An 18346-nucleotide genomic window follows, 5' to 3' on the forward strand; every position below is an offset into this window, starting at 1 on the left:
TATAGGACTCCGATTTGATTTCTGAAAACATACTGAGACTGAAAAGCCCATTTTCTCAGGTTTTTATCTGAAATATTGTTCAAAAATCAGATATGAGCCCTATACATTTTACAAATGTTTAAACAAGGTTAATTTTTACATAAATCAAAAGTCTCACTTTTCGCTAAAACCTAAATAATAGGCTGAATACCTATAAATTCAAATATTCTCACATCCGTAAACAAACACTTGACAGGGAAGCTTCTATGTCTGTAAAACGCAAGTTATTGAAGGCACTAATATTTTATTTAAGAAATCTTAGTAATCAGTTTTTATCTGCAATAAAAAAGAAAATAATTTGGTTGCTAAGAACTATTTTCACAACTAATAGAAGGCGTGGCGCGGGAAATGCTGGTTTTGTTTTACCAACGGTAGCAATGGTATCTTTAGTTGTTGTACTGTTAACAACTGCAATTTTATTTCGCTCTTTTGAACGCTCCAAAAATGCTAGTAATGTTCGAGTAAATGAGGCTGCACTCAATGCTGCAACTCCAGCTATTGATCGAGCTAGAGCTAAAATAAATAAGCTGTTTCAAGACGGACGACTACCACGAGCCACACCAACAGATGATGCGTTGTATTCTACTTTGAGCGGCAATATCAATGAATATACATTTGGTGATGAAACTCAACTTCAACTGGCTCTAAATACCGATCAAAAAGCAAAAAGAACCGAAACTACTGAAAAGGATAAGACACTAAATACTGCATGGCTATACCCTCTAGATACTGATAACAACGGCAAATTTGATAGCTACACGCTTTATGGCATTTATTTTAGAAATCCCCCTATAAATGCTGGTGTATATAAATATGCCAGAAATCCATTAGAAGCAAGAACTTTACCAATGACTGCTGGTAATGTCAGTGGAGATTGTGGAGATACGCTAGGCACAAGCGCTACCTTAGTAGGTAATACTGGCTGGTTTAAAGTGGGCAATAAGTTGAAAAAAGCCTTTTTTGTCTATACAGCAACCGTTCCTATTACTACTACACCAGCTTCTAATACTAAATATGAACTTTACAAAGGTAATAAAAGCTTTTCTGCTTTAGAGTATCAACAAGAACGTGTCCAAATTCCTGTAGTTAATAATGCTGTTCTTTATGAAGATGATATAGGACTTAGCCCCGGGCCAGCCTTCAGATTAAATGGACGAATTTTTACTAATAGTAATTTTCTCACTGGTTCACCAGCAAATAGTGTCAAGCTATTTCAAGTTAGTAGTAAGGATTCCTGTTTCTACGATGACGAGAATGCCAAAATAGTAATTGGTGGAAACTTGGGTGCTGGTGGCTTCACAGATACAAGTGACTTAGGTAATGTCACTAAAGTGCATTTATTTAGAAAAGGAGAAGCTACCGATCCTGTTGAAGTCGATTTTGCAAAATCAACTACTCCAGCATCAAATGAAGCGAATTTCATGGCTTATAACAGCCTTGCCTATACTCAGCGTATCACTCGCCTAGTTAACGCTCAAATAGCTACTACAAATCCTGATCCGACAGAAGTTACCAAAGGTATTCAACAACAAAAGGATAAGCTTGGTTTAGCAAGTTACACCACAGCAGAAAACGACGCACTACGCAAACAACAGCTACAGCTTTACTTTCAAAAGCGCACCCGCCGCGTACCTTACAAAGAAGTTGCTGCTGGGAGTGCTGAATCAGTTGCATTAGGTACATACGCCACAACTACTCCGCTTCAAGGCAGTGGCGATACCCTACGCCCTGTAGATGCTTGGATGTATCCTACCGATCCCACGGATGGTAAAACGGGTACTGGTTACAGTAATTTAACACTAAGTATCAGCAGTAATAAGCTGATACCTGGTGCAACGGAACCTACTAAACTACAAAAAGACTATGACGGAAAAGAACAATCCTTGGGTGACAGGGTTGTAATTGGTAACAATCTGCCTCAAATCTGGTGGGACAGCAATCAAAGCCTATTTGTCGGCCCAAATTTCCAAGATACCCAAAATATTAGTGGTGTTAACTGGGATCTACCAACGACACCTGCTACACCTCGCACTCGCCGCTCTCGCGTACAAATATTAGCTGATTTAGGCTCTACAGACCGAGATAAAGATTGGGAACTAGCAGCAGCTCAAGTTCCGAGTACCATACAAGACCCTTTTGGTGGTTTACGAGTGGTAACTGGTGCTGGGATTTATTTGCCTGATAGTTACACAGCCGCAAGTACTACTTTCACTTCAGCTACCAAAGAAATTTGGTCTGATCTGATGCCAGTGCCTCAAGCTCCAGCACCCACACAAAAGACTATTAAGCCATATTGGATGTATGATTACTCTGCTGTAGGCGCAAGTAATTATTCTTCAATACAGTATACATGGCCCGAAATTGCCGATCCAACTAAGACACCATCTCTGCGGATGCGAGCTACAGCTGTTTATCACTACAAAGCTACTAGTTACGACCAGCAAAGTCCACAGCCTATAGCTTGTGTAAGCAGCTTTTATGTCCCTACTAATAGCACTACTGCTAAAAATCAAACAGGGCTTCCAGCTTGGGCTTCAAATGCTAATAGTTCAGCTACAGGTGGTTTATCCAACAACGGCATAGTTTACGGGCCTCCAACGAAGGCAGTCAGTGATTATCAGGCCATACTGACTTATCAATCTCAATTAAAATATCCAAAAGGTGATATAAAAGGAGATCCAAAACGTCCAATAACTGATACAACTAATGCAGATTATTTAGCTGGACGTTCTATAGATGATGGACTGCTAGCAAAAGCTTTAGCAAAAACAGCAGCAAATCGTACTCTCTCCGAACAATCTACAATTCATGCTGCAATTTGCGCTCTACAAATTTTAGACGGCAGTATTTCTCCAGTAACCACTACACCTCCTATTCCTCACGGCGCAATTCAAGAAACTGCCTTTTTAGATCCAAGACAGGTTAAGGCAAATCAAACAAGCACTACAAGTACTGATTACGATCTTGCAACAAAAGACAGACAACCTTTAGAAATTCGCGCCACAGTATTAGATATCAACTCGCTTCGCACTACTACGTATGGTGGAGCAACTCCAGCGCAAGAATACTTACTGCCAAATAGTGGCATTATCTATGCTACTCGCAATGATGCACTGCCAGATTTGAGTTCAACAAAGACAGATCCAGAGGCGCAAAAACTTGAAAGCCCAGTGGATTATACGCTTGACCCAACGCGCCGTCCTAATGCCATTATGCTCATCAACGGCTCCCAAATCGGTCGCGGCACAAGTAATAATTATCGAGACGTAGAGAAAGGGTTGATTTTAGCTACCAATTTGCCTGTTTACGTTAAGGGGAACTTTAATCTTCACACCCAAGAAGAGTTCACAACAGCATTGTCAGATGATTGGAGCAATTTCTATACTCGCGCCAAAGCACAGCGCAATCCGAATTTTGCTTGTCGTCCAAATGATACAAGGCTACCAAACTGTACAACTGGTGATTTATGGCGGCCTGCATCTGTATTGGCAGATTCTGTTACTTTACTTTCTAATAACTTTAGATTGGGCTACCGCGATGAGGGAGATTATGACTGGAGTAATAGCTATAATGCTCCATTTCCAACACTATCTGGTTTCTCACAATACAATAGCTTTGTCCCCGTAGCTCGATGGCGTGATACCACTACAGGCATACCCAAAGACCTTGACTCAACTACAACAGGGTTCCAAGGTAGTTCCTACCTCAACAACTTTGTGACACCGATTGCGCTACAAATACCACCAGGGACATATTTGACGGAAGTTTGCTCTGCAACTAACGTAGCAGATTGTAGTGATCCGACAAAAGCGACAACTGCATGGACTATCCAGACAGCCTGTGGAGGTGGAGGAGGTAATACGTTTTATAATGGTCAAATTGTTGGTAAAAATGGAAATCCAAACAATAGTCGAATAAAAACAGGATACATTTTTGATGATCCAGCGACGGATTATTCAGGAGGATGCTTTCCTGCAACGGCTCCTCGGAGAATTGCTTTTGTACGTGATGCAACAACTGGTCAGTTAGTTACTCCTCTTAGAGTCTTAGGAGTTGATAACACCAACCCTGGTAAGGTACAAGAATTTCCTCTAGGGTCAACAACATCAACTACAGGAGGAGGGCAAACACTATTACCGCCACCAAACGATGTGTTCATGCCCTGGCTGAAGCCTGTTATAACTGCTGGTGCTATCACTGGATTTGAACCAGTTCTACAAATTAACCAACCCTTTGCTACTCCTCAAGACCCAGACAACACTAATAATATTGTCTCTGGAACCCACAATAATTGGTTGCAAACAGCTACTGAAACTACCTTTAATTTAATTGCTGTGGCTGGAGATACCCCAGCACGTCCTACGGAAGATAACGGTGGTTTACACAACTTTGTGCGCTTTGTGGAAAACTGGAACCCAACAGGAGGAACAAGTGATGCCATTAAAGCTAGGATTAGTGGCTCTTTCGTCCAGACTAAACGAAGTGCCTATGCCACAGCATCATTCAACACATCTATATCAACTCAATCTGATAGTTTTAAGTATAAGATTCAAGGCAACAACAGCAGAACACCTTTCTATCTAGCTCCTACACGGCAATGGGGTTATGATGTAGCACTGCTATCTCAGTCGCCTGACTTATTAGCCCAAAAATTGGCAACCATACCAGATGATTTGCCAGATGAGTACTTCCGTGAAGTTGGTCGAGATGACGCATGGGTGCAAAGTTTGTTGTGTGCGAAAAAACCCGATACCAGCACTCCTCCTGTATATACTCCTGCAATCGATTCTGATCAACGTCCTAGTAACTGCCCATCTTAAAACTTCATACTACTCTCCTAAACTGTAACTTTCACTTTAGGGGAGTAAGATTTCTCAATTACGTTTTTGAATGCAAATTGGTATCAGAAGCTGGTGATAAGTTAATGATTAAGCACAAACTACAGCAACAAATCATCTCTGCTGATGAGTCTGGTTTTACGATTATTGAGTCTTTGGTAGCAATAGTTATAGTTGCTATTTTAATGGCAGCAATCGCACCTGCGATCGTCATCTCAACAGCAACCCGCGTTCAGTCTCGACGAGTGGAACTGGCAACCCAAGCGACAAAAGCATTTATTGATGCTATAAGAACTGGAGCAATTGCAGCGCCAAGTACAATCATTGCACGCGATCCTGTGAGTGCAACTACAACCCGAAATGTTTCAAATTCAACTCAAGCAGCAGCCTATTTAATTAGCAGTACAGAGATGCCTGTTCCGCAAGCAAGTGATACGAATTTGTATTGCTTTAAGGTTACTGATGGCACTATTACTACTACTAGTACTACAGCTTGTAGAGATAAGCCCTTTGAGCAGTTTTACATTCAAGCTGCTCAAGTTAAAGTCACAGGTAGTTCGGTAAACGACGGTTATCGTCTGGCAATTCGGGTTTATCGAACAGATATTGACTTTAGTAAAACTATAACAGCCAATACAGGGAACTCGAATAGTGATAAGAAAACACAAAAAACTTTCACAGGTGGATTGGGCGATCGTCAAGCACCATTAGTCGAAATGACAACCGACATTGGCAATACTAACACTACATTTCAGGCTTTATGCCGACGACTAGGTAATGCAACAAATCAAGCTTGCCAGTAAAGAACTAAGCAGTTTCACATTATGCGATGCTCACTGTGCATTTATTACTAAAGAGAATTCCAGAATATGGTGAGTACACTAAAATTCTTAATCAAAAGCCAGCTAAAACGCTCTAGGTTAGTTCAGCAAGTTAACGGTTTTACAATGATTGAATTGTTAATTGCCATGATCCTGGCATTCCTCATCATTACACCGTTGCTAGGATTCATGGTTAACATTATGGATACAGATCGAAAGGAGCAAGTAAAGGCAAATTCTGAGCAAGAAATTCAAACTGCGCTAGATTATATTTCCCGTGATTTACAACAGGCAATTTATCTTTATGATGCTGACGGAATTGAAGCTATAAAAAATCAATTACCTAATTCGAGCGCAACAGATAGAGTCCCGGTTCTTGTCTTTTGGAAGCGAGAATTAGTTAATCAAGCGCTTACAATTACAGGAACCGAAAAAGATGATACTTTTGTATACTCATTAGTTGCCTACTATTTAATTAAAGACGCTACTTCTAGTTCTACTTGGTCTAATGCAGCTCGGATTGCGAGATGGCAAATTAAGGATGGTGTACCAGCTAGTACTGGTGTTGATTGTACTGGCTACACTGGCAAATATATTAGTGGTAATTGTCCAAGTCCAGGTTTTACCCTATTTAAACTCGATGGAGTAGGCACTATTAATGACAAGATGAATGCTTGGGTAAAAGCCACGGAAACTTATACTGCTGATACTACAGTACTGGTTGACTTTATTGATCAAACCAAAACTGATGATACAACACCAGCACCTGCGGCAACTTGTCCTACTGATAACAACACATGGCAAAAAGTATCACCAAACACTGCTAGCTTTAATACACGTAATGCTGGCAAAATGACTGGTTTCTATGCGTGTATCGATAGGGTTAACACAACAGCACAGGTATTTTTACGAGGCAATGCACTCGCACGGTTACAAAGCAATAACCTTAATTACACAGATACCAACAAAACTTATTTTCCAAATGCAAGTATGCGCGTACAAGGGCGCGGATACTTATTTACTAAATAAGTGCTGAAAATTCAAGGATTAATTAATGGCAGCTAATTATGGGAAAGTTAAGTTTGAAGTTATTTAACCCAAACAGTAAAAATGAAACCAGTAAACAGCGATGTTTAATTCACAGACTACGCTATGCTTCTGGATACACCCAACAAGATGCTGGCTTTAGCTTGCTGGAATTAATTGTAGTGATGGTGATGATTGGAATTTTAGCAGCGATCGCAGCTCCTGGTTGGCTTGCCTTTGTGAATCGGCAGAAAGTGAATAAGGTTAACAACGCTGTTTTAGCCGCACTGCAAGAAGCACAGCGCGAAGCTAAAAACAAAAAACTTAGCTACAGTGTCAGTTTTCAGAAAAATAGCACAACCCAAAATGCAGAGGTTGCTGTTTATAATACCAATGCTGGAAGCCCTACATGGAAACCTTTAGGAGCAGATGTAGGCATCAGCTCTGATAAATTTCTGCTAGGTGCAAATCTCACCAGCCAAAACACTGCTGGTTCATCTGTCTCTTACACTTTAAGTGCGTCAACAAAAATTACCTTTGACTATATGGGGACTTTACCCAATGCAAGCTTTGGAACACCTATAGCCCCTTCGACAGAGCCACCTGGGTTAAAAATAGTGGTAGCTGTACCAAGCTCTGCAAACTCCACATCGGCTAGTAGCGTCAAGCGATGCGTCATTGTGAAAACTCTCTTAGGCTCAATGCTCACAGCACAAGATGATAAATGCAGTTAAGTAGCTTATGCAGGAATCTTCATTTCAAATTACGTAATAATACTGTATATAAAACTGCACATTGATAGCAAAATTAAAACATCAGGTGCAGTTTTTAATGTTCGATAGATTTATTTAAGAGCCAGTAATAAACTAGCTATTGGTTCAATATACAAAATAAAAAGCGTCTTAATCAAAATATCAAAATGTAAATTTTGTCAAATGACTGAAAACCTTGATATTACTATAGCTATCCCAACTTATAACGGTGAAAGTCGTTTGCCTGAACTACTAGAACGGCTACAAAACCAACTTCACACCGAAAACTTATCTTGGGAAATTATAGTTGTAGACAACAACAGCACTGATAACACAGCTAAAGTTGTTCAAGCCTATCAACAGAATTGGCAATGTTCTTACCCTTTGAAGTATTGCTTTGAAGCACAACAGGGGGCAGCCTATGCCCGAAAAAGGGCAGTCGCAGAAGCTAAAGGTAGATTAATAGGTTTTCTAGATGATGACAACTATCCAGTATCAAATTGGGTATATGCAGCTTATGCTTTTGGTGAAAAATACCCCAAAGCGGGAGCTTATGGCAGCCAAATTCACCCTGACTGGGAAGTAGAACCACCAGAAAACTTTCAGAGAATTGCTCCATTCTTAGCAATTACAGAGCGAGGTAATTTACCGTTATTATATGAAGCATCTAAAAAATTGCTACCTCCCTCTGCCGGACTTGTAGTGCGTAAACAAGCGTGGCTAGAAAGCGTGCCAGATAAGGCGATTTTAACTGGGAGAGTTAAGGGTAATATGCTTACCAGTGAAGACTTAGAAATGTTGTCTTATATCCAAAAATCAGGATGGGAAATTTGGTATAACCCAGAAATGGAAATTTCCCATAGAATACCTAGTTTCCGTTTACAAAAAGACTATTTAATTCCCTTTTTTAGAGGAATTGGACTTAGCCGTTATGTAACTAGAATGATTAATATCAAACAGATATATAGACCAATTGCTCTTGTATCTTATATGATAAATGATTTACGTAAAATTGCTTTACACTTACTCAAATACCGAACTAGACTCAAACACGATTTGGTAGTTGCTTGCGAAATGGAACTTTTTTTTAGTAGCTTCGTTAGCCCTTTTTATCTTTGGAAAAATGGATATTTTAAAAAATAAATTATCAAAGCATTAAGTATTATGGTCAACTTGTCAGTTGAAAGTTTAGATATTAGCGTAGCTATCCCTGCCTATAACGGAGCAACCCGTTTACCTAAAGTTTTAGATAAGCTATTAAACCAGATAGGAGTAGAAAAACTTAACTGGGAAATTATTATTGTGGATAACAATAGTTCTGATAACACATCTGAAATAATCCAGAATTACCAAAAAATATATGATGAAAATTGTCGGTTAAGATATTTTTTAGAACCAAAACAAGGAGCCGCTTTTGCAAGATTGCGGGCAGTACGTGAAGCAAGAGGAGAGCTAATAGCGTTTTTAGATGATGATAATTTACCTGCTCCTGATTGGTTAGCCCAAGCATATACCTTTGGATTAGAGCATCCTCAAGCAGGTGCTTGGAGCGGACAGATTCATGGAGATTTTGAAGTGAAGCTGCCAGAAAATTTTGAAAGAATTCAAGCTTTTTTAGCAATCAGAGAACATGGTTCAAATCCGCATTTATTTGATGCAGATAATTTAAGACTACCTCCTGCGGCAGCGCTTGTTGTGAGAAAACAAGTATGGTGTGAAAATGTACCACAAAAACCGACTTTAAGCGGCAAATTACCTGGTATTTTTGTGCAGGGTGATGACTATGAACCATTGCTTTATATACATTATGCAGGCTGGCAAATTTGGTATAACCCTACCATGCATACTTATCATCAAATACCGCATTGGCGGCTGGAAAGAGATTATTTACTGACTTTGGCACGTGGCTGTGGCTTATGTATTTTTCAGCTACGTTTGATAAATGCTAAAAATTGGCAAAAACCAATAATTTTTGTGAAAACTATTTTAGGAAATTTACGTAGAGTATTACAGCACCTCATTCAGTATAGAGGGCAATTTAAAACTAATCTAATTGCTCTTTTTGAGCTTAACTTTTACTTAGCTAGTATGATGAGTCCCTTTTATTCTTTAAGATGCAAGTTAGACAAAATCTTGAAAACAAGAAGTGTACAACATGATTAAGTCAACTTTAAATAAAACATTAGTTAGTGTAATTATCCCAGCTTACAATAGTGAGAAAACTATTAAAGCAACTATTGAATCTGTTTTAAATCAAACTTTTCACAATCTAGAATTAATTGTAATAAATGATGGTTCCCAAGACTCGACTTTAGAAATTATTACAAAAATTCCAGACTCACGAATAAAAGTATTTTCCTATCCCAATGCCGGGGGAAACGTTAGTCGTAACCGAGGGCTACACCATGCTGTTGGAAAATTTGTTAGTTTCTTAGATGCAGATGATATTTGGACACCTGATAAACTTAAATCTCAGTTAAAGGCTTTGCAAGAAAACGTTACCGCAAAAGTCGCTTATAGTTGGACTGATTATATTGACGAAAATGGTGAATTTATACTTTCAGGTAAGCGTGTTAAAGCTAATGGAAATGTTTACGAAAATTTGCTACTAAATAACTTTTTAGAGAATGGTTCCAATCCTTTAATTTGTAGAAAAACTTTAATTGCATTAGGTGGCTTTGACGAATCTCTAGGTGCGGCTCAGGATTGGGATATGTGGCTGCGATTAGCATCTAAGTTTAATTTTATATGTGTCCCATCTGTACAAATTTTATATCGCATAACTCCTAATTCAGTTTCTTGCAATCTTGTCAGACAGGAAAGATCCTGTTTGCAAGTGCTTGAGAGAGCCTATAAAAAAAGACCTTCTCTACGAGACGCTACACAAACAACACTAAAGGATAGTTGGAATCTTTGTCTGGCAAATTTATACAAATACCTGGTTTGCAAAGCTCTACAAAAGCCATTTAACAGAAAAAAAGGTCTAGCGGCGGCTATATTTTTGTGTAAGTATTTTATTTATGACCCTTCAAGACTTCAGAATATAAATTTCACCTTAAAACTGTCACTGAAAATTGTCACAATCCTTATTCTGCCGACCTTGCTAGACATTATTACTAACCAGCGTCAGGTTAGAAGGCAAGAAACTGAAACATTGCTCAACGACTGGGTAGTTGAAAAGCGATCAGAAAACAAAAATGGATATCCAGGTGCATTTACCGTCTCTAGTTAATGCAAAAAATTTTTTGAATAAGCACTCCAGTAGTGGTTTTACCCTACCAGAGATGTTAATAGTTGTTGTATTAATTACTATATTAGCTACGCTGGGAATATCTAATTGGCTAGCTTTTGTAGAGACTCGCCGTCTCAACACTGCTCAAAACGAAGTTCACCTTGCTATTCATCAAGCCCGAAGCCAAGCCACTAAAGAAAAGTTGACTTGGCAAGCTAGCTTTCGTGAGCAAAACGGCATTATTCAATGGGCAGTTCATCCTGCTACAGTAAACCCATCTACGGTTAACTGGAATAATATAGATTCCAATGTACGCTTAGATTCTGAGACAACCTTACAACTGTCAGATAACATACGTAAAGTTCAATTTGACTACAGAGGTAATGCTAAAAGCCCTAATGATCTAGGACGGATCACGCTATCCAGTAAGTCTGGTGGTAAAGTAAAGCGTTGTGTTATTGTTTCAACGATTTTAGGGGCAATGCGAACGGCAAAGGAGCATACTACAACCGATAACGACAAGTATTGCTATTAAAATATCTCTTAGTTTATTAAAAAAGGTATTGTGTGCTGAATTTACCAGCAAACCTAAAACAGCACCTGATTATTTTTACTCGCTATCCAGAACCAGGTAAGACAAAAACCCGATTGATACCTGCTTTAGGAAATCTTGGTGCTGCCAATCTTCAACGGGAAATGACTGAATATACAATATTTCAGGTTCAAGAATTGCAAAAAGCCATTGCCATATCTGTGGAAGTGCGATTTGCAGGTGGCGATTTGCAACTCATGCAAGACTGGCTGGGGTTAGATTTGGTTTATCAGTCTCAAGGTGAAGGTGATCTAGGTTCACGGATGACGCGATCGCTTTTCGATGCTTTTCAATCTGGTGCAGAAAAAGTAATTATCATCGGCACAGATTGTCCTGGAGTCAATGCCGAGATTCTAGCAACAGCTTTTGAAAAGTTACACACCTTTGACCTCGTACTTGGGCCTGCGATCGATGGTGGATATTACTTAATTGGTTTGCGCCAAGCTATCCCGGAGTTATTCGTTAATATCGAGTGGGGAACTGCTCAAGTATTCCAGAAAACCGTAGACATTGCCCAAAAACTTCATTTATCATACGTGAATTTGTCGCCTTTAGCTGATGTTGACCGACCCGAGGATCTGCCAATTTGGGAACAATCCCTTGTGGGTGAGGTGAAAGGATGAGGGAGATATAGTGATTTTTATATGGATGCACAACCCACTAGGGGTGCACATCTGTGCGCCCCTACAAAATGCCTATGTTGCAAGCGATTGAGAACTGAAAACAAGGGAAATCGAGTAATTAATGAGTCTTTTCTGACGTTACCGATTATACTTATATTTTAAAATACTAGGAATTTCCTGAAGACACTGTACATAACAAATGTTACTGTGGCCTAGTTGAAAACCAAGAGGCAGATAGCCTTTACCAATATTGAATCTGCTTTGTATTTCTACACAACAGTCACGGTCATAGGCACAATATTCAAGTAACTTGAAATATGAAAATCACTCGTATTCACCGCCAGTTTGAAAAACTATGGTTAACCGTTTTACTTCCGTGAGTACTGCCCTCACCGTTAAGGTAGTTGGAATAATCTGCATTTTGTCGTTTTTTGTGGACTTTTTGATTCTATTGTTACCCTTTCAACCGACTGATCGGGTATGGCAAATCAACTTGGCAACAGCGCTAGTTGATCGGGGGATTGTTCCTCTAGTGGGGCTGGGGCTGCTGTTTGCTGCCTATTGGATTGAAAACGCTGATGCAGGAAGCGATCGCCCCCAGGGGATCGATTTAAGATTTCCCGCCGTAATTCTCTCAAGTATTTTAGGGTTGATGTTCTTGCTGATTTTTCCCCTGCACCTCAATAACGTCAATCAAGCTAAGACTCAAACACTCAATCGAATCACTCAAGAAGCAGATCAGGCAGAAGCTCAACTCAACAATCGCTTATCGCAATTGCAAGCACAACTGAATACTGAGCAAGGAAAAGCCCAATTAGATCAACTGCGAACCCAAACCAAAGCTCAGTTTAGTGAAATCCTCAAAGACGATCAAAAATACAAGCAAGCGCTTGAAAGCTCTCAAATTCCCCCAAATATCAAAGAGTTACTGAAGAAGGCTAAAACAGATCCTCAAGCACTTGACAAAGCTATTGAACAACAAACAGATATTCAGACACTACGAACTCAACAACTGAGCCAAGTTCGCCAACGCAGAGAAGAAGCAGAACAACAAGCTAAAGATACTGCTTGGAAGTCTGGACTGCGGATTGGGATTAGCAGTTTGTTGTTATCTATTGGTTACATTATCATCGGCTGGACAGGCTTAAAAGGTATGGGTGCTGTACAAGGTGGTAAACCTAAAGCTACCGCCCGTTAATCCACTATTGGCATGGCAGTAAGACTTATACAAAAATTATTCGGTTAATACTGCCATGCGCCTAATAGCTAATAAAAATAAAAAAGCAATTATCACTGACTAAAATCACTATAAAACTTGAGTAATGTTCTCAATTTACATACTTACATATAACGAAGAACTAGATATTGCTGCTTGTATCGAATCAGCGATGCTATCGGATGACATTATTGTTGTGGATTCATGCAGTAGCGATCGCACTATGGAAATTGCCAGCAGTTATCCCATCCGCGTTGTCCAACACGCTTTTGAAAGCCACGGCCGCCAACGCACCTGGATGTTAGAGTCTATTCCCCCAAAGCACGAATGGGTTTATATTCTCGAAGCTGATGAGCGGATGACACCAGAACTGTTCGCGGAATGCGAAAAGGTCAGTCATAATCCCGATTACATCGGTTACTACGTGGCTGAACGTGTCATGTTCATGAATCGTTGGATTCGTTACAGCACACAGTATCCCCGTTACCAAATGCGTCTTTTCCGCCACGGAAAGGTGTGGTTTACAGACTATGGTCATACTGAGCGGGAAGTTTGTGACGGTGCAACTAGCTTTTTAAAAGAAACATACCCCCACTACACTTGTAGCAAAGGTTTGAGCCGTTGGATTGATAAGCATAACCGTTATTCTACAGATGAAGCTCAAGAAACGCTGTATCAGTTAGAACAAGGAAAGGTCAACTGGCAAGATTTATTCTTTGGTAAATCGGAAGTTGAAAAACGCCGCGCCTTGAAAGATTTGTCTTTGCGTTTACCTGCGAGACCGTTGCTACGCTTTCTATATATGTATTTTATGTTAGGCGGATGTTTAGATGGACACGCTGGACTTGCTTGGTGTACATTGCAGGCATTTTACGAATACTTGATTTTGCTCAAAGTTTGGGAAATGAAGTATCTACCAAAACCTAATTTAGACGTAACAGCAATTCTGGCAAAAGAGAGTCCACAACAGTTACAGTGTGCAGATTCGGAAACTACACAGGCTGATGTGGTGTAAACGGGACTGGAGATTAGAAGGATTCCCGATAAAATCAACAAGCAGCGATTGAGTGAGTAGGCGATCGCAAAATCAGAATTTTCATGAATAGGGTAGCATAGCTAGCTGTGCTGCCCTATCGCGCTTTAAATTTAAACAAAACCACCATATTAAATTAATATTTATAACAGACCATTTTCATAAAAACCGCTCCCGATCAAAAGTGACTAACCCTATAAAATAACTCCTCTGTTTACCTGGTGGTACTTTCACAATCATGGGCAGCTTTTGATTGAGCGCGATAGATTAGTAATACCTTATGACTTGCAACAATCATTTACAAGTCTTACAAGGAAAGGTGACATTTTCTGAGAATAACCAGCCGCCATCCGATTGGTTGATATCTATGTCTATGCTTGTAGGAGAATAGCTGATTTACAGCAAAAAGTACGTATTCTTGCTGTAGTAGCCAAACTGCTAGCGTTTTGGATAGTTACTTGCGGCAGAAGTTGCTTTAAGTAAAGCCTTTGCTATTTGATGAATTTGCTGGTATGGATACCAATAACAAAAGTTCCTCTAGCTTAAAACAGGAGAATCAGGGCTTGGTAATCGATCGCCTAAAACAGGACTTAAAAAACGACCTGATTGCTGGTTTGTTGGTAGTGATTCCCCTAGCAACCACTATCTGGCTGACAATTACCATTGCTAATTGGGTAATCAACTTCCTCACCCAAATTCCCAAACAACTGAATCCTTTTGATGGGTTGAACCCAATTTTAGTAAATTTACTGAATTTATTAGTAGGATTAGCTGTACCACTACTATGTATCTTATTGATGGGTCTAATGGCTCGCAATATTGCTGGGCGGTGGTTGTTAGATTTTGGTGAGCGATTATTACAGGCAATTCCTTTAGCTGGGCAGGTATACAAAACTCTCAAACAGCTTTTAGAAACAATACTAAAAGATTCTAATGGCAAATTTCGCCGGGTAATTTTGGTAGAGTATCCCCGCCGAGGAATTTGGGCGATCGCCTTTGTCACTGGTGCAATCAGCAGTGATATCCAAGCCCAGATGTCACGCCCCGTCCTAAGTGTTTTTATCCCCACTACCCCAAATCCAACTACCGGATGGTACGCAGTCGTTCCTGAAGACGAGGTGGTGAACCTCTCCATGTCCATTGAAGACGCTTTTAAAATAGTTGTATCAGGTGGCATTGTCGCCCCTAATACGCCCTTGATTTTCCCCAAAGAGTCTAATCTGGAAGTGAAACACGACGAAACCAAGCGGCAAGTTATTCCCGTTGAAGAAATTTAAAATCAATCTGGCAAAGTCACAAGCAAATGCGTAATCTTGTTGTTTGACTGTGCCAAAATTGATAAACTTGTAAGTTTGCCCAGCCTAGTTACTCAGTTCTCGCACAATCACCCCTGACTTTTATGCAACCTCGTAAACCCCAGCAAATTGCTCGTGAATTGGCGCTTTTAAGCCTTAGCCAATTGCCAGTCAACCCAAAAAAATTAGATACACTACCAGACGATCAGCTAGTATCGAAATTGGTACTGGGAGCAGTACGCACCCTGACCTCAGAAGTGCAAGATACCCTCAATAATGCCGCAGGTGAACTGCAACGCAGTAACGATCGCCTTTTGAGTAGCCAAACTCGCGCTTCCGACCTCAATTCTGCCAGAACAATGCTTCAAGAAGCGATCGCCTGCACCCAGACAGCAATCAATCAATTGGGTACGGCAGTTGATTTCCCCGAATTGATTCAACTAGCTAATCAGGATAAGGGAGTCCGTAATTACGCTAAAGAGCTTGTGATTACTGTCAACGAAAATCGACACATTATAGATGAACTCCTTTCTACTGCCTTAGTGGATTGGCAAGTAACTCGTCTTGCCCAACTTGACCGCGATATCCTGCAAATCGCAGTGGCAGAAATGAAATTCTTAGGAGTTCCCGATAGTATCGCCATCAACGAAGCTGTGGAGCTAGCCAAACGCTACAGTGGAGACGACGGTCATCGATTTATTAATGGTGTTTTGCGCCGAGTCACTGAGCAGAAGAAAACAGCATAGTAACACTGCCTAATTCATATACTGCTATGGAGAAAAGTCTGTAGCCGATTCTGCGGCTTCCTCCAAGCGAAACTTTTACCTTGGCGCTAGCTCTCCTTTGGAAGAAAGGGAGACACTGCGCGAACCGAAGGAAACTGATTCTCCTCAAACTAGCTATCAAAGGTGAGGATAACCGGGAAGTTTTCACCCCAAGAAAAAGTGCAAAGTTAAATTAAACTCATAACTTATAACTTATAACTCATATAACTAATACTGCTGCAATGGTTTTTAATTGGTTCCGCCGTCAATATAACGATTCCTCTGAGACTCCCTCTGATAAAAAACAGGAAGAAACTACTCCTGCACAAGAACTCCAACCAGAGCCAGCCGAAACCTCAACTGCTGAAGCTGCACCAGACACAACGGCAGACTTGTTGGCGTTTGCTAAAGCTGCTTACAAAAATATTCAGCAAAAACAACAAACTGAGGTAGTAGAAACCCCACCTGATTCAGAAAATGCCTTAGCAGAACCTGAAACTGTAGAAATGGCAATTGCGGAAATCACTGAATCAGAACTAACTGAGGAACCTGTTAGTACAACCCTAGAAACAGCACAGCCAGAAATTATCCCAACTGCTACTGAGGAAGAAAATACAGAAGATTCTTCGGTAATTGCAATCGCTGAAGAGCCAGATGTCGAAAGCCCAGAAATAACCACAAACGAAATTGAGCAAGCCCCCACGCCAGAGGCAACGCAGCCAACAGCACCAGCTAATTTATCCTTCTTAGAACGGGCGGCGGCAGAACGGCAAGCAAAACTAGATCAACTAATAGCCACCGCCATTGAAGTTCCAGAACCGGAGGTAGTACAGCCAGTAGCGGCAACCTCAGAGATCGGAGAGGAAATTCCCGGACTGGTATTTGATGATGGGTTTGTCTGGTCAGCGAAAGTTTTAGCAGCTCAAGGTAGAAATCCAGAAGACGTTTCTATTGAAGAAATTACCTGGCTCAAAAAGCTCCGGCAAGGGTTAGACAAAACTCGCCGGAGTATTCTCAACCAACTGAAGGCGATCGTTGGTCAAGGGCCGCTAAACCAAGCTGCTGTGACGGAAATTGAAGCATTACTCCTGCAAGCTGATGTGGGTGTAGAGGCGACAGACTTTATTATCAATGCGCTACAGACAAAACTTCGAGAAGAAGTTACTGCACCGGAAGAAGCGATCGCTTATCTGAAAAAAATTCTCCGGGATATGCTGGATGCACCAAGCATTGCATCCCACAAAACTAGCTTTACCCCAGAGAAAGAAACCTTGAACATTTGGTTAATCACTGGGGTGAATGGTGCAGGGAAAACCACCACCATTGGTAAAATTGCCCATTTAGGGCAAAAGTCTGGCTATAAATGCTTGATTGGGGCAGCAGACACCTTCCGCGCCGCCGCCGTCGAACAGGTGAAGGTTTGGGGTAGTAGAAGTGGTGTAGAAGTAATTGCCAATCCTGGAAAAAATACAGATCCAGCAGCAGTTGTATTTGATGCGATCGCAGCCGCCCAATCGCGGCAAACAGAATTACTTCTGGTAGACACTGCTGGGCGATTGCAAAACAAGAAAAACTTAATGGACGAACTCGGTAAAATTCGGCGAATTATCGACAAAAAAGCTCCAAATGCCAAAGTTGAATCGCTATTGGTTCTAGATGCCACTTTAGGTCAAAATGGACTACGACAAGCTGAAGTTTTCTCCCAAGCAGCCCAACTGAGTGGCGTTGTCTTAACCAAACTAGATGGCACTGCTAAAGGTGGCGTTGCCCTTGCCGTTGTGCAACAGCTAGGTTTACCGATTCGTTTTATTGGTGCTGGTGAAGGAATTGAAGACTTACGACCCTTTTCGAGCTATGAGTTTGTCGAAGCTCTCTTGAGTGGCTAATTAAAAAATTGGGAGTTAAAAATTTTCTTGACAAACTGATAAATTTAGGGATAACTGAATCTGGTATTATCACTTGAACTAACTAAAAACAGTTAAAATCCTAAAATCATAAATTTGTCACAATAAATGGGTGACTTTTGCTAAAATCTCAAGCTAATGAACTTTTTCACCCCTTTAAGGGCTTTTTAAGTGGAGTAGCAAGACATTTAGTTGCTAAACACAAAAGCCC

Annotated in this window: 14 protein-coding genes; all 14 read left to right on the forward strand. The window is 40.5% G+C overall.

The window, feature by feature from the left end:
- The first annotated feature begins 245 nt into the window (after nt 1-245).
- The 14 genes from hpsA to ftsY all read left to right on the forward strand — a co-directional run bounded on the left by hpsA (nt 246) and on the right by ftsY (nt 18117).
- Nucleotides 246-4859, forward strand: a complete 4614-nt coding sequence (gene hpsA / locus G1O98_RS03605; protein ID WP_163927326.1) for a hormogonium polysaccharide biosynthesis protein HpsA — start codon at nt 246-248, stop codon at nt 4857-4859.
- Nucleotides 4860-4963: 104 nt separating this feature from the next.
- Nucleotides 4964-5680 carry a hormogonium polysaccharide secretion pseudopilin HpsB gene (gene hpsB, locus G1O98_RS03610; RefSeq protein ID WP_163927388.1) on the forward strand — a complete coding sequence of 239 codons (717 nt, stop codon included), beginning with the start codon at nt 4964-4966 and terminating at the stop codon, nt 5678-5680.
- Between the two features lie 66 nt (nt 5681-5746).
- On the forward strand, nt 5747-6727 hold the full coding sequence (hpsC, locus tag G1O98_RS03615; protein ID WP_175586509.1) for a hormogonium polysaccharide secretion pseudopilin HpsC: 981 nt from the start codon (nt 5747-5749) through the stop codon (nt 6725-6727).
- 38 nt (nt 6728-6765) lie between these two features.
- Nucleotides 6766-7458: a prepilin-type N-terminal cleavage/methylation domain-containing protein gene (locus G1O98_RS03620; RefSeq protein WP_163927327.1), complete on the forward strand. Its 693-nt coding sequence runs from the start codon at nt 6766-6768 to the stop codon at nt 7456-7458.
- Nucleotides 7459-7659: 201 nt separating this feature from the next.
- The gene (hpsE, locus tag G1O98_RS03625; protein WP_163927328.1) at nt 7660-8619 is read left to right on the forward strand and encodes a hormogonium polysaccharide biosynthesis glycosyltransferase HpsE; all 960 of its coding nucleotides are present in this window, start codon (nt 7660-7662) and stop codon (nt 8617-8619) included.
- A gap of 21 nt (nt 8620-8640) precedes the next feature.
- Nucleotides 8641-9639, forward strand: a complete 999-nt coding sequence (gene hpsE / locus G1O98_RS03630; protein WP_163927329.1) for a hormogonium polysaccharide biosynthesis glycosyltransferase HpsE — start codon at nt 8641-8643, stop codon at nt 9637-9639.
- Entirely contained in the window at nt 9632-10708 is a 1077-nt protein-coding gene (locus G1O98_RS03635) for a glycosyltransferase (RefSeq protein WP_163927330.1), read from the forward strand. Before hpsE (G1O98_RS03630) ends, G1O98_RS03635 begins: the two co-directional genes overlap by 8 nt.
- Entirely contained in the window at nt 10674-11243 is a 570-nt protein-coding gene (locus G1O98_RS03640) for a GspH/FimT family pseudopilin (protein WP_163927331.1), read from the forward strand. Before G1O98_RS03635 ends, G1O98_RS03640 begins: the two co-directional genes overlap by 35 nt.
- A 32-nt stretch (nt 11244-11275) precedes the next feature.
- Nucleotides 11276-11923 (forward strand): TIGR04282 family arsenosugar biosynthesis glycosyltransferase, encoded by a 648-nt coding sequence (locus G1O98_RS03645; RefSeq protein ID WP_163927332.1) that lies wholly within the window; start codon nt 11276-11278, stop codon nt 11921-11923.
- A gap of 355 nt (nt 11924-12278) precedes the next feature.
- Nucleotides 12279-13121, forward strand: a complete 843-nt coding sequence (locus tag G1O98_RS03650; protein ID WP_163927333.1) for an HpsJ family protein — start codon at nt 12279-12281, stop codon at nt 13119-13121.
- 124 nt (nt 13122-13245) lie between these two features.
- A complete protein-coding gene (locus G1O98_RS03655; protein ID WP_163927334.1) occupies nt 13246-14154 on the forward strand; it encodes a glycosyltransferase family 2 protein in 909 nt (302 codons plus the stop codon).
- Nucleotides 14155-14684: 530 nt separating this feature from the next.
- Complete coding sequence (locus G1O98_RS03660) at nt 14685-15449, forward strand: DUF502 domain-containing protein (protein WP_163927335.1); 765 nt, start codon at nt 14685-14687, stop codon at nt 15447-15449.
- Between the two features lie 122 nt (nt 15450-15571).
- A complete protein-coding gene (nusB, locus tag G1O98_RS03665; protein WP_163927336.1) occupies nt 15572-16213 on the forward strand; it encodes a transcription antitermination factor NusB in 642 nt (213 codons plus the stop codon).
- A 260-nt stretch (nt 16214-16473) separates the two neighbouring features.
- Complete coding sequence (gene ftsY / locus G1O98_RS03670) at nt 16474-18117, forward strand: signal recognition particle-docking protein FtsY (RefSeq protein ID WP_163927337.1); 1644 nt, start codon at nt 16474-16476, stop codon at nt 18115-18117.
- Nucleotides 18118-18346: the final 229 nt, after the last annotated feature.

Source organism: Nostoc sp. UIC 10630 (genome assembly GCF_010747425.1).
GTDB lineage: Bacteria > Cyanobacteriota > Cyanobacteriia > Cyanobacteriales > Nostocaceae > Nostoc.

Coding starts and splice junctions, on each gene's coding strand:
- hpsA (WP_163927326.1), top strand. CDS start 246: ATGTCTGTAAAACGCAAGTTATTGAAGGCACTAATATTTTATTTAAGA.
- hpsB (WP_163927388.1), top strand. CDS start 4,964: ATGATTAAGCACAAACTACAGCAACAAATCATCTCTGCTGATGAGTCT.
- hpsC (WP_175586509.1), top strand. CDS start 5,747: ATGGTGAGTACACTAAAATTCTTAATCAAAAGCCAGCTAAAACGCTCT.
- G1O98_RS03620 (WP_163927327.1), top strand. CDS start 6,766: ATGGGAAAGTTAAGTTTGAAGTTATTTAACCCAAACAGTAAAAATGAA.
- hpsE (WP_163927328.1), top strand. CDS start 7,660: ATGACTGAAAACCTTGATATTACTATAGCTATCCCAACTTATAACGGT.
- hpsE (WP_163927329.1), top strand. CDS start 8,641: ATGGTCAACTTGTCAGTTGAAAGTTTAGATATTAGCGTAGCTATCCCT.
- G1O98_RS03635 (WP_163927330.1), top strand. CDS start 9,632: ATGATTAAGTCAACTTTAAATAAAACATTAGTTAGTGTAATTATCCCA.
- G1O98_RS03640 (WP_163927331.1), top strand. CDS start 10,674: ATGGATATCCAGGTGCATTTACCGTCTCTAGTTAATGCAAAAAATTTT.
- G1O98_RS03650 (WP_163927333.1), top strand. CDS start 12,279: ATGGTTAACCGTTTTACTTCCGTGAGTACTGCCCTCACCGTTAAGGTA.
- G1O98_RS03655 (WP_163927334.1), top strand. CDS start 13,246: ATGTTCTCAATTTACATACTTACATATAACGAAGAACTAGATATTGCT.
- G1O98_RS03660 (WP_163927335.1), top strand. CDS start 14,685: ATGGATACCAATAACAAAAGTTCCTCTAGCTTAAAACAGGAGAATCAG.
- nusB (WP_163927336.1), top strand. CDS start 15,572: ATGCAACCTCGTAAACCCCAGCAAATTGCTCGTGAATTGGCGCTTTTA.
- ftsY (WP_163927337.1), top strand. CDS start 16,474: ATGGTTTTTAATTGGTTCCGCCGTCAATATAACGATTCCTCTGAGACT.